Source organism: Rhizobium sp. ZK1 (assembly GCF_047782645.1).
Taxonomy (GTDB): Bacteria; Pseudomonadota; Alphaproteobacteria; order Rhizobiales; family Rhizobiaceae; genus Rhizobium.
Window position 1 is genome coordinate 1,159,666 of sequence record NZ_CP180587.1, and the last position, 13,383, is coordinate 1,173,048.

Genomic DNA, 13,383 nt, shown 5'->3' on the forward strand with positions numbered 1-13,383 from the left:
CGTCCTGGTCGCAGATCGCGAACGAGCGCCTGTTCTTGAACAAGGACGGGCGACTGCCCGCCGCTCTCACATACTCCGGGACGAGATCGCTACGCGCTCAGACCATAGTCAGCGGTATCAACTGGCGCAGTCTCGGGTCGCGTAAGTAAAGGCCACCCCATGCGGCAATTCCGAGAAGCAGGCAGACAATCTGTGGAGGCGTAAAAAATTCGCCCAGGCGGAAGTGCGTGCAGATAGCGCCGCCGAGAAAACCGGTTACCAGTATTGCACCAAGGAAGGCCGTTTTCGGAACGGCATAGAGGATCGCGCAGAGCGCGATGATAATGCCGAGTGCCGGGGCCAGATTGACGGGGAAACCGGTCGCTTCCATTTCCGCCCTTATGAAACCGGGTGCAAAAAGATTAGTGGCCGCATCGGCGAGAAGCAGAATAACGACCGCCGCTGACAGAACTCGCCCAATCCAGATCGACATTATACTGCCTCTTCAATTGCTGGTCACAATTCGGCTTATGGCGTGGTCCGGATGCTGTCAATTCCACTGCACCCTCATAACCGGGGATTTGATTATCCGAGCCTGATGACATCTGCAGTTCGGGTCGTCGCGGCTGAGGACTGTCGCTTTGCACAGCCATGCCGGCCGTGGCAGCTATTTTTCTCTCGCGGACGCAAAGACGACGCTGGCATCGCTGACGATTTCCACATGCGAATAGGCCGCCTTTGCAGCGGCTGCGCCATCTGCTCGCATGATCGCGGTCACGATCATGTCGTGCTCGTCATAGGATTTCGCGAGCCGACCCGGTAGCCGGAACTGCGCACGGCGGAAAGGCGCAAGCCTGGCCCGGCTCTGTGTTACCAGTTCATAGATATGCTCGTTATGCGCACCGCGATAGAGCCGCGTGTGGAACTCGGTATTGTGGACGGCGTAGTCCTCTTTCGCACCCTGATGCACAAGGCGAGCGGAAGCACGGTGTTCCATTTCCAGTATGCGCCGCTCGTCAACCGTCATCCGTTCGGCGGCAAGCCGCGCGCAGACCCCTTCAAGTTCCGCCATAGCCTCGAACATCGAGTGCAAATAGGACTCGGTCACGTTGGTGACGACAGCGCTGCGGTTGGGTTCCCGGTCGATAAGCCCCATCGCTCCGAGTTCACGAAGTGCCTCGCGTACCGGTGTACGCGACACCTCGAAACGGGCGGCAAGCGAGATTTCGTCAAGCTTGTCGCCCGGCAGCATCTGCCCGGTCACGATCATGTCGGCAATTGCCCGCACCATCTGCTCGACGGTCGTTCCTGCCCGGATGATCTCTCTGCGCCTGACCTGCTTCAAGGGATGATTCCGCCGTTGCCTGATGCATACACATGCATCGCCCACGAGTCAAAGTCAAACCTAGCAATAATATATTGTTTTAAATAAGAAAAATCCACCGTTCGGCGTCTGTATTTACTGAGGCGGGTATGTGGGGACGTCACAACCAGCCTACTTCATAGACAATGCACAGTTTTTGATCTCATTGAGCTTAAAAATGCATACACTTCATATGCATTTTCGAGTATCTTTAAATATTTACTGAAAAATCAATCGGATAAAACTTGGCACAGCCATTGCATACACTTTTCTGTAGCCAATTGAACCGGCGAAACCGCCGCAAGGGAGCATTCCGATGACCAAACTCCTTTCCATGAACCGCCGCCATTTCCTCCAAGCTTCTGCCGCCACCGCCCTTGTCGGCGCAACTCCCGGCCTCCTGTCGTCGCGCGCTCTCGCGCAGACCGCACTCACCGTCGGTTTCATCTATGTCGGCCCCAAGGACGACTACGGCTACAACCAGTCGCATGCCGAGGGTGCCGCTGCCGTGAAGGCGCTGCCGGGTGTCACCGTCGTCGAAGAAGAGAATGTCCCCGAGACTGTCGATGTCCAGAAAACGATGGAATCGATGATCAACCTCGATGGCGCGACCCTGCTCTTCCCCACCTCCTTCGGGTATTTCGACCCGCATATGCTGGCGATAGCCTCGAAGTACCCCGATATCCAGTTTCGCCATTGCGGCGGCCTCTGGCAGGAGGGCAAGAACCCGCCCAATACCGGCTCCTATTTCGGTTATATCTTTCAGGGCCAGTATCTGAACGGCATAGCCGCCGGTCATGCAACGAAGAGCAAGAAGATCGGCTTTGTCGCCGCCAAGCCGATCCCGCAGGTTCTGCAGAACATCAACGCTTACCTGCTCGGCGCCCGCACGGTCGATCCGACTATTACCTGCCAAGTCATCTTCACCGGTGAATGGTCGCTTGCCGTCAAAGAGGCCGAAGCCACCAACGCACTGATCGATCAGGGCGCCGATGTCATTACCTGCCACGTCGACAGCCCGAAGGTCGTCGTCGAGACGGCTGCCGGCCGCGGTGCCTTCGTCTGCGGTTATCACGCCAACCAGAGCCCGCTTGCCCCCGAAAAATACCTCACCGGTGCCGAATGGGCCTGGGGCAACGTCTACAGCGATTTCGTCAAGAAGGCACAAGCCGGCGAGAAGCTCGGCAACTTCGTGCGCGGCGGCCTGAAGGACGGTTTCGTCAAGATGAGCGCGCTCGGCCCTGGCGTTTCTGCCGAAGGTCGCAAGGCTTTCGAAGCCACGCAGGCGGAGATGATGAAGGGCGGCTTCTCGGTCTTCAAGGGTCCGCTGAAGGACAACAAGGGCAACACGGTCGTAACCGCCGACAAGAATTACGCCGAGGACGCGATCGAGCTCGAAAGCATGAATTATCTGGTTGAGGGCGTCGTCGGGTCCACGGCGTAACCGTGAAGGGAGAAGCGCCATGACTGTTCAGGCCAATGATCCCGCAATATCAGTCGTTTCCGAAAAACCAGCTTCGCTCCGTCCCATCCTCGAATGGATGGCGCGGCGGGCGGAACCCATCGTCATCGGCCTTGCGGCCATCCTGATCGGTCTTGCGCTCTTCTCTCTTTTCATCCTGGCGATCGGCAAATCGCCAGCAGTACTTTTCCAGCTCATGTACACCGGCGGCTTTGGCAGCTGGTTTTCGATGCAGAACAGCTTAAGCCGTGCCGCACCCCTTCTCCTGACGGCACTCTGCGTCGCCCTGCCCGCCCGCCTCGGCCTCGTCATTATCGGCGGGGAAGGAGCGGTCGTGCTGGGCGGCGTTGCCGCCGCGGCGATGGCCATGCCGCTTGCCGGCTTTGCCCCCGTCTTCCCGACCCTCATTCTCATGGGGCTTGCCGCAATGGTCATCGGTGGCATCTGGATCGGCCTTGCCGGTTTCCTGCGCCACTACCGCGGTGTCAACGAGACGATCTCGTCGCTGCTGCTCTCCTATATCGCAATCGCCCTGATGAACCAGTTCGTCGAAGGACCGCTGCGCGATCCCGCCAGTCTCAACAAACCTTCGACCAGGCCGCTGCCGGCTGACTATATGCTCGGCAACATTCCCGGCATGGACGTGCATTGGGGCCTCCTTATCGGCATCATCGCCTGCATCCTCTCCTGGGTCCTGATCGAGGTGACGAGCTTCGGCTTTGCCGCCCGCATCGCAGGCGGCAATGTGCGCGCCGCCCAGATCCAGGGCCTACCGGTCGGCAAGCTGATTGCCGGCTTCACCGCGATCGCCGGCAGTTTCGCGGGTCTCGCTGGCATGATCGAAGTAGCAGCGGTGCAAGGCAGCGCAAATGCCTCGCTCGCAGCAGGTTACGGCTATACCGGCATCCTCGTCGCTTTCCTCGCCCGCCACAATCCGCTGGCGATCATCCCGGTCGCAATCCTGCTTGGCGGGATCGATGCCTCCGGCGGCCTCATCCAGCGCCGCATGGGCCTGCCTGACGCCACAGTTCTCGTGCTGCAAGGCACGCTTTTCATCGTCATCCTCTTCTTCGAGACCTTCTACGGCCGCTTCAGGATCTTCAATCCCGACCTCTGGAAAAGGAGCCTCTGATGGAAGAGACAGGCATCGGCATCTGGGGTGTTCCCCTCGCCATCCTTGCGGGCGCCATTCGCGTTTCCACACCCTTCATCTTCGTCAGCCTCGGCGAGACGATCACCGAACGTTCCGGCCGCATCAATCTCGGGCTCGAGGGCACACTCGTCTTTGGCGCCATGACGGCCTACGCCGTTGCCGTCATGACCAATTCGCCCTGGCTCGGCGTGCTCGCGGCCATGGCGACAGGCGCGGTCTTCGGTCTGGTTCATGGCTGGATCTGCAAATGGCCGAAAGTCAACGATATCGCAATCGGCATCGCCATGATGCAGTTCGGGCTCGGTCTTGCCTTCTTCCTCGGTAAATCCTTCATCCAGCCGGCCGCTCCGCATCTGCCGGCAATCCCGCTTGGCTTCTGGTCGAGCATGCCGCAGATCCAGGCGGCGCTGAATATCAACGCGCTCTTCATCCTCGGGGCTGCGCTCGCCTTTGTCCTCTGGTGGGCCTTCCGCAACACCCGTGTCGGCCTGATACTCAGGGTCGTCGGCGACAGTACCGATGCTGCACGCGCCATGGGCATCGATCCGGATCGCGTGCGGCTGCTTGCCACCGCCGTCGGCGGCTCGTTGGCGGCGGTCGGCGGCGCCTATCTCTCGCTCTATTATCCTGGCTCTTGGAACGAGGGCATTTCCTCCGGCCAAGGCCTGATGGCCGTAGCACTTGTCATCTTCGCCCGCTGGAACCCGATCGGCTGCTTCCTCGCCGCTCTTCTCTTCGGGGGCGCCGGCGCACTCGGCCCGGCACTGCAATCGGTCGGCGTGACCCAGGGTTACTACCTCTTCTACGCTGCCCCTTACGTGCTGACCCTCATCATCATGATCGCGACCTCGTCGCCGACACGCTCGCTCGCCGGTGCGCCCGGCGCGCTTTCCCTGACGAAATGAGCCCGAACAAAATAAGCATGAAAGGAGCCAAGCCATGAATGGCCTCGGCGGATTGAACAAATCGGAACATGGCGTCGGCATCGGTCTCGTGCAACTGCAGCTTCCCGTGACCGTCACGAGGGAAGATCTCGCCCGCCAGACGCAGGTCATCATCGATCTCATCGGCAAGGCGCGGCGCAATCAGCCGGGCATGGACCTCGTCGTTTTCCCGGAATATGCCCTGCATGGCTTGTCGATGGACACCAATCCCGAGATCATGTGCACGCTCGACGGGCCGGAGGTCGCAGCCTTCAAGAAGGCGTGCAGGGAGAATGCGATCTGGGGCTGCTTCTCGATCATGGAACTGAACCCCGATGGTATGCCCTACAATTCGGGCATCATCATCGACGACAAGGGCGAGCTGAAGCTCTATTACCGCAAGATGCACCCCTGGGTGCCGGTCGAGCCCTGGGAGCCAGGCAATTTCGGCATTCCTGTCATCGACGGGCCGAAGGGCGCAAAGCTGGCGCTCATCATCTGTCATGACGGCATGTTCCCGGAGATGGCGCGCGAATGCGCCTATAAGGGTGCGGAGATCATGATCCGCACCGCCGGTTATACGGCGCCAATCCGCGAAAGCTGGAAATTCACCAACCAGTCGAACGCCTTCTGCAACCTCATGGTCACGGCGAGCGTCTGCATGTGCGGCTCGGACGGCACCTTCGATTCGATGGGCGAAGGCATGATCTGCAATTTCGACGGCTCGATCATCGCTCACGGAACATCGGGCCGCGTCAACGAGATCATCACCGCCGAAGTCCGCCCCGATCTCGTGCGCGAAGCCCGCCTCGGTTGGGGTGTCGAAAACAACATCTACCAGTTCGGCCATCGCGGCTATGTCGCCGTGGTCGGCGGCGCTGACGATGCGCCCTACACCTACATGCACGATCTCATCGCCGGCAAATACCGCCTCCCCTGGGAAGATCAGGTGAAGGTCACAGACGGTACGTCCTGCGGTTTCGACAAGCCGACGCGCCGCTACGGCGAAACATTCAAACTCGCGGGTGAATAGGAGAAGAAGACGATGGACGCCATGGTCGAGAGCAAAGGACATTATATCGACGCCGATCCCTATGCCTGGCCCTATAACGGCGCCCTGCGGCCGGACAATACCGCCCTCATCATCATCGACATGCAGACCGATTTCTGCGGCAAAGGCGGGTATGTCGACCACATGGGCTATGATCTGTCACTGGTCCAGGCCCCCATCGGACCGATCAGACGCGTGCTCGCCGCCATGCGCACCAAGGGCTACCACATCATTCACACCCGCGAGGGCCATCGCCCCGATCTCGCCGACCTGCCGGCCAACAAGCGCTGGCGCTCGCAGCGCATTGGCGCAGGGATCGGCGATCCTGGGCCCTGCGGGCGCATCCTGACCCGCGGCGAACCCGGCTGGGACATCATTCCCGAACTCTACCCGATCGAGGGTGAGACGATCATCGACAAGCCCGGCAAGGGCTCCTTCTGTGCCACCGATCTGGAGCTGATCCTCAACCAGAAGCGCATCGAGAACATCATCCTCACCGGCATCACCACCGATGTCTGCGTCTCGACCACCATGCGCGAGGCAAACGATCGCGGCTTCGAATGCCTCCTTTTGGAAGACTGCTGCGGCGCTACCGATTACAGCAACCACCTCGCCGCCATCAAGATGGTCAAGATGCAGGGCGGCGTCTTCGGCTCCGTCTCCAATTCCGAGACGTTTGTGAGCCAACTGCCATGAGCACCGTCCGCGACACTGCCCTCCCGCAAGCCGGCAAGGCCGTCGGCATCGACACGATCGACATGACGATGCGATTCGGCAGCTTCACCGCACTCGACCACGTCTCGATCAAGGTGCCTTCGGGCAGCTTTCATGCTCTGCTCGGCGAAAACGGCGCCGGCAAGTCAACGCTCGTCAAATGTATCATGGGCTTCTACCACGCGACGTCGGGCTCGCTTTCCGTCGACGGTCGCGAAGTGGCGGTCGCTTCACCCAAGGATGCAGCGACCTATGGCCTCGGCATGGTTTACCAGCATTTCACCCTGGTCCCGTCGCTGACGGGTGCTGAAAACCTCGTCATCAGCCGTGCGGAAGTCCCGGCTATCATCAACTGGGCGAAAGAGCGGAGAGAAATTGCGACCTTCATGGAGCGCATGCCGTTCAAGATTCCGCTTGATCGTCCGGTGAGCGAGCTTGCCGCCGGCGAAAAGCAGAAGCTGGAGATCGTCAAGCAGCTCTATCTCGGCCGCTCCTTCCTGGTGCTCGACGAGCCGACCTCCGTACTGACGCCCGCCGAAGCCGATGAGATGCTCGGCCTCGTGCGTGGCATGACCGAGCGCGGAGAATTGACCGTGCTGATGATCTCCCACAAATTTCACGAGGTGACGAAATTCGCCGATGCCGTGTCGATCCTGCGGCGCGGCAGGCTGGTCGGCACCGGCAAGGTCGGCGAGCTCTCCACCGCCGATATGGCAGCAATGATGATCGGCGACGTCAAGCTTGCTGAACTCGACACCCGCGTTCCGGTTTCAGAGACCGCCAAGCCGGTCCTGACCGTCGAGCAGGTCAAGGCACCGGACCGCTCGGGCCTCAAGACCATCGAGATAGATAATCTCACGGTCCGCTCGGGCGAGATCGTCGGCATCGCCGGCATATCGGGCAACGGCCAGAAGGAGCTGACGGAAATCCTGGCCGGACAGCGGCCGACCGATACCGGCCGTGTGAGCGTCAATGGCGAGATTTATGGCGCGACACGTCCCGAGACCCGCAGGAACAATGTCCGTTTCATCCCGGAGGAGCCGCTGCAGAATGCCTGTGCCCCGCGCATGACGGTCAGCGAGAACCTCGCCTTCCGGACCTTCGATCTGAAGGCCGACGGCAAGGACGCGATCTGGCTGAGCAAGGGCAGGATGAAGAAACGCGCCACGGCGCTGATTTCTGACTTCAAGGTGAAGACGGCCTCTTCTTCATCGCCGATCGCGGCACTTTCAGGCGGCAATGTGCAGCGCGCCGTGCTCGCCCGCGAGCTGACCGGCGAGGTGGATCTGCTGATTGTCTCGAACCCCTGTTTCGGCCTCGACTTCTCAGCCGTCGCCGAAATCCGGGCCCGCATCATGAAGGCCCGCAATTCCGGGGCGGCTGTACTGCTGCTTTCCGAAGACCTCGACGAACTGCTCGAAATGTCCGACCGCATCATGGTAATTTCCGAGGGCAGGCTGGTTTACGAGACACCGGCCCTTTCCGCCGATATCGGCATCATCGGCGCCCACATGGCGGGGCATCACTGATGGCAGAGATCAAGGCAGAACCCTTCGCCTTTCCGGTGAAGCACGACCGGCTCGCCCTCATCGTCATCGACATGCAGCGCGACTTCGCCGAGCCCGGCGGCTTCGGCGCCAGCCTCGGCAATGATGTCAGTCGCATCACCAGGATCGTGCCCGATGTCAAACGCCTCATCCAGGGCTTCCGTAATGCCGGCCTGCCGGTCATCCATACGATGGAATGTCATAGGCCCGACCTCTCGGACCTGCCGCCGGCAAAACGCGATCGCGGCAGCCCGATGCTCCGGATCGGCGATGAAGGCCCTATGGGCCGGATCCTGATTTCGGGCGAGCCCGGTACGGCAATCCTGCCGGAACTTGCGCCCGTCAAGGGCGAAGTGGTCATTGAAAAGCCCGGCAAGGGCGCCTTCTATGCCACTGAGCTTGGCGATATCTTGCAGGAAAAGGGTATTGAACAGCTCGTCTTCGCCGGTGTGACGACCGAAGTCTGTGTGCAGACGACCATGCGGGAGGCAAATGACCGCGGCTACGAATGCCTGCTCGCGGAGGAGGCGACGGAAAGCTATTTCCCCGAATTCAAGGCGGCCGCCATCGCCATGATCCGTGCCCAAGGCGCGATCGTCGGCTGGACGGCCCATGTCGACGATATCTTGGAAAGCATCGCTCATGCCTGAAACGACCCGCGAACTGCTCACATCCGGCGGCTGGAAGGATCTGGAATTCGGCCCCTTCCGCGACGATGTAACCATCCATTGGATCCGCCGCTTCGAAGGTGATCAGCCAGGCGTCGCATTGTTGAAATACGAGGCCGGCGCCAGCGTCCCCCGCCATCGTCATGAGGGGCTGGAAACCATCCTTGTGCTTGACGGCGTCCAATCCGATGAAGCGGGCGATTACGGCCGCGGCAGTTACATCGTCAATGCACCTGGCACCGAACATTCGGTATGGAGCGATACGGGCTGTGTCGTGCTCATCCAGTGGGACCGGCCGGTGAAAATACTGGAAGAGGAACCGGCGTGAACTCGACGGCATCAGCGTCGCCCCAAAGGGTGAGCAAGGCTGGCTGACAAGCCAGCCTTGCGGTCAGAATTTCCTTAGGCCGACTGGACGGCCTTGATGCGGTCCAGCCCGCCGACGATGGAAGCGAAATCGTCCCAAACGCCCTTGGCACCCTTCTGCCATTCCTCGAAAGCTTCCGGCTTCAGCAGCTTGCCGCCGTTCTTCAGCGAGACTTCGACGGATGCCGCCTCGTCATCGACGATGAGCTGGTTGAAGTAGGCTGCACCTTCGCTGGACGCCTGCTGGAAGACGGTCTTCTGCTCGTCGTTGAGGCCACCCCAAAAGGTCGAGGAATAATAGATGATGCCCGACGCCCAGATGTGGCCGGTCTCGGTCATGTAGGGCACGACCTCGTAGAGCTTGAAGCCGGCATAGGCGGACTTGGTGAGGTCCATCGCGTCGGCAACACCGGTTGCCAGCGAATTATAGGTTTCGGTGATCGGGATACCGATCGGCGTCGTGCCGAAGGCGCTCCAGAGCTTGGTGTGCAGCGGGCTCTGAATAACGCGGATGCGCTTACCCTTGAGCTGTTCCGGGCGCGTCACCGGCTCCTTGGTCAGGAGATGACGGGCGCCATAATTGATGAAATCGCCGACGACGAAATTCTGCGCCTGCAGCTTGCCCCTCAGATCGGCGCCGATATCGCCGCTGACGGTACGGCGCACATGATCGGCATCGCGGAACAGGAAGGGAAGATCAAGGATCTGCAGTTCCGGCGCCCAGCCGGAGAGCGATGAGACCGTCGAAAGGCTGGCGTGGATGGAGCCAAGACGAACGCCCTCCGCCACTTCCTTTTCGCCGCCAAGCGCGCCGTTCTTGACGATGTTGAATTTGAACTGACCAGGCAGCTTGGCTTCGACCAACTCGCTGATCTTCACCCAGATCTTGGTCTCCGGCTTGTCGTCGCCGAGGAGTGAGGCGATGGTGATCGTCGTCGTGCGGGCAGACGCCGTGCGAACGAAGGCCGGTGCGGCAATGGCACTGCCGGCAATCGCGGCGGTCTTCAGGAAATTGCGCCGGTTGAGATTGTCCATGAATGAGGTCCTGTAGGTTAGAAGATGATCGCCCAGGCGCAAAGGATTGCGAGCGAGACGAGAAGGGCAAGCAGATAGGGAACGACCGCCTTGAACAGGGCGGAGGCTGGAATGCGGGTCACGCCGCTGACGACGAAGATCAGCATGCCGAGCGGTGGTGTCAGCCCGTGGATCATCAGGTTGACTACGATGATGACGCCGAAGTGGATGGGATCGATGCCGGCGGCGACGGCGGCTGGCAGCAGGATCGGCCCGAACAGAAGGATCGCAGCGCCGATATCGAGAACCAGCCCGACGACGAGGAGGATGATGTTGGAGAGCAGGATCACGGCGAGACCACTACCGCCAAGCGCCGTCGTCAGGTTGGAGATCAGGCCGGAGACATCATCGACGGCAAGCAGGAAGGCGAAGGGACCGGCCGCGCCGATCAGCAAGCCGATCGCCGCAGCCTCGATAGCCGCCTGCCGGAAGGCGGCATAGAGCGAGAGGACGCCAAGCCGCGCACCGATGCCGAGCAGGAAGGTGTAGAAGGCGGCAAGTGCAGCAGCTTCCGTCGTCGTGACGATGCCGATGCGGATGCCGACCACGACGATGACACCGAGACCGAAGGCCGGGATCGCCTGGACGGACGACTGCCAGCGCTGCGCTGCTGTGGCACGCGGCAACGGCGCCTGATCGCGGACAGTCAGATGAATGGCAACGGCAAGGCAGATGGCCATGAGCCCGCCGGCAAAGAAACCGCCGACCAACAGGGAGCCTACCGAAAGATTGGTGGCGGTCGCCAGGATCAGGAAGGCGATCGACGGCGGGATGACGTTGTCGAGCACCGAGGTCGCGGCGATGATCGCCGCAGCCTTCGCCGGCGGATAACCGTGGCGAACGAGTTCCGGCTGGAAGGTCGACGCGCCGAAGGCGGCATTGGCCACCGAAGAGCCGGAGGCACCGGAAAAAAGCACACTGGTCAACAGCGTCGTTTGGGCAAGTCCGGCGCGACGATGGCCCACCATGGCAGCAGCAAAGCGAACGAGCTGATTCGCGACGCCCGATACCGTCAACAATCCGCCGGCGAGCAGAAAGAAGGGTATGGCGAGCAGCAGGAATTTCGAGACGCCCGTGACGGTCGAAGAGACGATCGCCGGTTCTGGCAGGCTGCTGCCGAAGGCGATGACGATATAGGCGGCGGCCAGGAACGCGTGCGGCAGCGGGGCGGCGAGGACCAGGCCGGTTGCCGCGATCAGGCCAAGATAGATACTGGGTGGCCAGTCAAGCTCGATGGTGAGCTGCGGGATACCGGCATAGAGTGCCGCCCCTGTCGCGAAGGCGACCAGGACCGGCAACGCCTTCCCTTCAGCGATGCGCTGCAGCAGAAGGACGATGAGGATCAGCGTGCCGCCGGCGCCAAGGAAACCGAAGCGGATCCATTCCGGCACGCCGAGCGTTGGGGACGTGCCGCCGAGCATGGTCATGATCTCGCTGCCGCCGAAGCTCAGGATCAAGCCGGACAGCACGGTAAAAACATCGGCCGCGATCTGTGTTGCCGGACGCAGCTGCTCCGGCAGCATGTTGACGAAGACATCGAGACGCATGGAGAGCGCACTGTTGAGGCTAAGCGGGGCACCGAGCGCGATCAGCAGCACATGCAGCCAGATGCCGAGATCTTCCGCACCGATAAAACCGGCAGCAAAGAAGTAGCGCATGCAGACCGTCACCAGCACCATGACGAGCAGCACGGCAAGCACAGACGCAGCTGCCACGCCGAGCACGGCTTCGATCGCCCTCAGAATGCGGGCTGCAAGCCCGTCGCCTCTTGCCTCCTGTTCGGCTGAATGAAATTCGCTTGCTATCACTGAACATGCTTTCTTGCCGTGTTGTCAGCCGCTCTTGACGGTCGACAGGTCGCGATCGAAGAGCGTCGACCAGGTGTAATTGCGCGCCTTTGACACTTCCCTGCTGACGTCGAGACGCGGCAAAACCTTTTCGCCGAAACGATAGGCTTCCTCAAGCAGTGGCATGCCGGAAAGAATGAAAGTTTCGACACCGGCCCTCTCATAGGCCTCCAGTGCGCGCAGCACGGTATCGGGGGAGCCGATGATTGCCATGCCTGGCATCACGCTTGCCCAATCTGGAGCTGTTCTTCTCTATCTCGCCGAAAAACGGCCGATTCCTGCCGAACGACGGCGCTGCCCGCCATCACACCATCGAACGGCTGATGTGGCAGATGGACAGGTTCGGGTGACGCTCGGCCATGCGCGTTATTTCCTGACCTATAATGAAAGCTGCGCACCCTTTGCCGAGGCGCTTTTCCGCAGGGACACTATCAGGCTTTATGAGAGACTCGATACACGACTACAGGGCCGGTAGTATCTCGTTGGCGACTATTCCATCGCCGATATGGCCGTCTGGCCCTGGGTTTCGCGCTTTATGCGCCGCAAGATCGACCTCAGCGACGTCCCGAATGTCCGCCACTGGCATCTGCAGCTTGCCGCCCGGCCGCAGGTGAAACGCGGCTAAGACGTGCCGCACTTCACCTTCCCGGTTCCGCTGCCCGGTCTCTAGTCGCCAAAATTGTATGGCCGCAGCCTATCGCGTGAAAAGCAGCCGCATGCGTGCCAGGATACCCTTCACACCTGGCATGGCGGCTGCCCTCAGATGGCGGGCGACGACACCTGCATCGACCTGTGCTCCAAAATGGCAGGAGCAGACGAGCCCGTGCAGCTGTCGATCATTAAGATCGAAAAAGCTCTGGGCGTCCCCATAGGTATCACCCTCGAGACCTGCGGCACGCAGAACCGGATCGGCATAGGCTACGGATATGGGCGACCCGGCGATCCTCATCATCACCCGCTGGTCACGGGGCAGATATTCGGTTTCCCGAAGGGTAACGAGCGAACGCGCGGGATCGCTTTCCAGGAGCTCCGCCCACCGGTCCAGGCGCTCGGCGCGAGACAGTTGCGGAGTGGTGCGGCTGACCCTGGCTATAGCTTTGAGCTGATCGACTGCGTATTGTTCCATAGCGGCCTCCTATTCGGAAAAATAGACTGCACGCCCCCACCAGAAGGTTGATCCCAACTGCGTCGCCTGTCCAATCACGTTTGAAGAATCACGTCTCTTGAATGCAGACA

General features: G+C 60.8%; 14 protein-coding genes and 2 pseudogenes. 10 read left to right on the forward strand and 6 right to left on the reverse strand.

All coding sequences use genetic code 11. From position 1 onward, the window contains the following. Nucleotides 1–97 precede the first annotated feature (97 nt). A complete protein-coding gene (locus tag ACK9YZ_RS27895; RefSeq protein WP_416066858.1) occupies nucleotides 98–472 on the reverse strand; it encodes a DoxX family protein in 375 nt (124 codons plus the stop codon). A 174-nt stretch (nucleotides 473–646) separates the two neighbouring features. Then, entirely contained in the window at nucleotides 647–1,270 is a 624-nt protein-coding gene (locus ACK9YZ_RS27900; protein WP_416068446.1) for a GntR family transcriptional regulator, read from the reverse strand. Between the two features lie 388 nt (nucleotides 1,271–1,658). Here ACK9YZ_RS27900 and ACK9YZ_RS27905 point away from each other — a divergent pair, with 388 nt between their 5' ends. Genes ACK9YZ_RS27905 through ACK9YZ_RS27940 form a run of 8 tightly spaced genes read left to right on the forward strand, consistent with a single transcriptional unit; the run spans nucleotide 1,659 to nucleotide 9,188 of the window. Further along, nucleotides 1,659–2,786 (forward strand): BMP family ABC transporter substrate-binding protein, encoded by a 1,128-nt coding sequence (locus tag ACK9YZ_RS27905; protein WP_416066859.1) that lies wholly within the window; start codon nucleotides 1,659–1,661, stop codon nucleotides 2,784–2,786. Nucleotides 2,787–2,805: 19 nt separating this feature from the next. Then, nucleotides 2,806–3,936: an ABC transporter permease gene (locus ACK9YZ_RS27910; RefSeq protein ID WP_416066860.1), complete on the forward strand. Its 1,131-nt coding sequence runs from the start codon at nucleotides 2,806–2,808 to the stop codon at nucleotides 3,934–3,936. Further along, nucleotides 3,936–4,862, forward strand: a complete 927-nt coding sequence (locus ACK9YZ_RS27915; RefSeq protein WP_416066861.1) for an ABC transporter permease — start codon at nucleotides 3,936–3,938, stop codon at nucleotides 4,860–4,862. Before ACK9YZ_RS27910 ends, ACK9YZ_RS27915 begins: the two co-directional genes overlap by 1 nt. 34 nt (nucleotides 4,863–4,896) lie before the next feature. Then, nucleotides 4,897–5,913 (forward strand): formamidase, encoded by a 1,017-nt coding sequence (locus ACK9YZ_RS27920; protein WP_416066862.1) that lies wholly within the window; start codon nucleotides 4,897–4,899, stop codon nucleotides 5,911–5,913. Between the two features lie 12 nt (nucleotides 5,914–5,925). Beyond that, nucleotides 5,926–6,627 (forward strand): cysteine hydrolase family protein, encoded by a 702-nt coding sequence (locus ACK9YZ_RS27925; RefSeq protein ID WP_416066863.1) that lies wholly within the window; start codon nucleotides 5,926–5,928, stop codon nucleotides 6,625–6,627. Beyond that, nucleotides 6,624–8,174, forward strand: a complete 1,551-nt coding sequence (locus ACK9YZ_RS27930) for an ABC transporter ATP-binding protein (protein WP_416066864.1) — start codon at nucleotides 6,624–6,626, stop codon at nucleotides 8,172–8,174. Before ACK9YZ_RS27925 ends, ACK9YZ_RS27930 begins: the two co-directional genes overlap by 4 nt. Further along, the gene (locus ACK9YZ_RS27935) at nucleotides 8,174–8,842 is read left to right on the forward strand and encodes a cysteine hydrolase family protein (protein ID WP_216760438.1); all 669 of its coding nucleotides are present in this window, start codon (nucleotides 8,174–8,176) and stop codon (nucleotides 8,840–8,842) included. The genes ACK9YZ_RS27930 and ACK9YZ_RS27935 overlap by 1 nt, the downstream gene beginning before the upstream one ends. Continuing rightward, nucleotides 8,835–9,188 (forward strand): cupin domain-containing protein, encoded by a 354-nt coding sequence (locus ACK9YZ_RS27940; RefSeq protein ID WP_216760437.1) that lies wholly within the window; start codon nucleotides 8,835–8,837, stop codon nucleotides 9,186–9,188. The genes ACK9YZ_RS27935 and ACK9YZ_RS27940 overlap by 8 nt, the downstream gene beginning before the upstream one ends. Nucleotides 9,189–9,262: 74 nt before the next feature. On the opposite strand, the gene ACK9YZ_RS27945 is transcribed toward ACK9YZ_RS27940, so the two are convergent. The 3 genes and pseudogenes from ACK9YZ_RS27945 to ACK9YZ_RS27955 all read right to left on the reverse strand — a co-directional run. Continuing rightward, nucleotides 9,263–10,261 carry a TRAP transporter substrate-binding protein gene (locus ACK9YZ_RS27945; protein WP_416066865.1) on the reverse strand — a complete coding sequence of 333 codons (999 nt, stop codon included), beginning with the start codon at nucleotides 10,259–10,261 and terminating at the stop codon, nucleotides 9,263–9,265. 17 nt (nucleotides 10,262–10,278) lie between these two features. Beyond that, nucleotides 10,279–12,108 carry a TRAP transporter large permease subunit gene (locus tag ACK9YZ_RS27950; protein ID WP_416066866.1) on the reverse strand — a complete coding sequence of 610 codons (1,830 nt, stop codon included), beginning with the start codon at nucleotides 12,106–12,108 and terminating at the stop codon, nucleotides 10,279–10,281. A 24-nt stretch (nucleotides 12,109–12,132) separates the two neighbouring features. Further along, nucleotides 12,133–12,366: pseudogene (locus ACK9YZ_RS27955) on the reverse strand (alkanesulfonate monooxygenase); the annotation flags it as partial. Here ACK9YZ_RS27955 and ACK9YZ_RS27960 point away from each other — a divergent pair. Both ACK9YZ_RS27960 and ACK9YZ_RS27965 read left to right on the forward strand, forming a co-directional pair. Then, nucleotides 12,350–12,622 carry a hypothetical protein gene (locus tag ACK9YZ_RS27960; RefSeq protein ID WP_416066867.1) on the forward strand — a complete coding sequence of 91 codons (273 nt, stop codon included), beginning with the start codon at nucleotides 12,350–12,352 and terminating at the stop codon, nucleotides 12,620–12,622. The pseudogene ACK9YZ_RS27955 and the gene ACK9YZ_RS27960 sit on opposite strands and share 17 nt — an antisense overlap. 12 nt (nucleotides 12,623–12,634) lie before the next feature. Beyond that, a pseudogene (locus ACK9YZ_RS27965) lies at nucleotides 12,635–12,772 on the forward strand (glutathione S-transferase); the annotation flags it as partial. A 69-nt stretch (nucleotides 12,773–12,841) separates the two neighbouring features. Here ACK9YZ_RS27965 and ACK9YZ_RS27970 read toward each other — a convergent pair. Beyond that, a complete protein-coding gene (locus tag ACK9YZ_RS27970; RefSeq protein WP_216760434.1) occupies nucleotides 12,842–13,273 on the reverse strand; it encodes a hypothetical protein in 432 nt (143 codons plus the stop codon). Nucleotides 13,274–13,383: the final 110 nt, after the last annotated feature.

What these genes read in the sequence shown, in the direction of transcription:
- ACK9YZ_RS27895 (WP_416066858.1), bottom strand. Translation starts at nt 472, where the DNA reads ATGTCGATCTGGATTGGGCGAGTTCTGTCAGCGGCGGTCGTTATTCTG.
- ACK9YZ_RS27900 (WP_416068446.1), bottom strand. Translation starts at nt 1,270, where the DNA reads ATGGTGCGGGCAATTGCCGACATGATCGTGACCGGGCAGATGCTGCCG.
- ACK9YZ_RS27905 (WP_416066859.1), top strand. Translation starts at nt 1,659, where the DNA reads ATGACCAAACTCCTTTCCATGAACCGCCGCCATTTCCTCCAAGCTTCT.
- ACK9YZ_RS27910 (WP_416066860.1), top strand. Translation starts at nt 2,806, where the DNA reads ATGACTGTTCAGGCCAATGATCCCGCAATATCAGTCGTTTCCGAAAAA.
- ACK9YZ_RS27915 (WP_416066861.1), top strand. Translation starts at nt 3,936, where the DNA reads ATGGAAGAGACAGGCATCGGCATCTGGGGTGTTCCCCTCGCCATCCTT.
- ACK9YZ_RS27920 (WP_416066862.1), top strand. Translation starts at nt 4,897, where the DNA reads ATGAATGGCCTCGGCGGATTGAACAAATCGGAACATGGCGTCGGCATC.
- ACK9YZ_RS27925 (WP_416066863.1), top strand. Translation starts at nt 5,926, where the DNA reads ATGGACGCCATGGTCGAGAGCAAAGGACATTATATCGACGCCGATCCC.
- ACK9YZ_RS27930 (WP_416066864.1), top strand. Translation starts at nt 6,624, where the DNA reads ATGAGCACCGTCCGCGACACTGCCCTCCCGCAAGCCGGCAAGGCCGTC.
- ACK9YZ_RS27935 (WP_216760438.1), top strand. Translation starts at nt 8,174, where the DNA reads ATGGCAGAGATCAAGGCAGAACCCTTCGCCTTTCCGGTGAAGCACGAC.
- ACK9YZ_RS27940 (WP_216760437.1), top strand. Translation starts at nt 8,835, where the DNA reads ATGCCTGAAACGACCCGCGAACTGCTCACATCCGGCGGCTGGAAGGAT.
- ACK9YZ_RS27945 (WP_416066865.1), bottom strand. Translation starts at nt 10,261, where the DNA reads ATGGACAATCTCAACCGGCGCAATTTCCTGAAGACCGCCGCGATTGCC.
- ACK9YZ_RS27960 (WP_416066867.1), top strand. Translation starts at nt 12,350, where the DNA reads ATGATTGCCATGCCTGGCATCACGCTTGCCCAATCTGGAGCTGTTCTT.
- ACK9YZ_RS27970 (WP_216760434.1), bottom strand. Translation starts at nt 13,273, where the DNA reads ATGGAACAATACGCAGTCGATCAGCTCAAAGCTATAGCCAGGGTCAGC.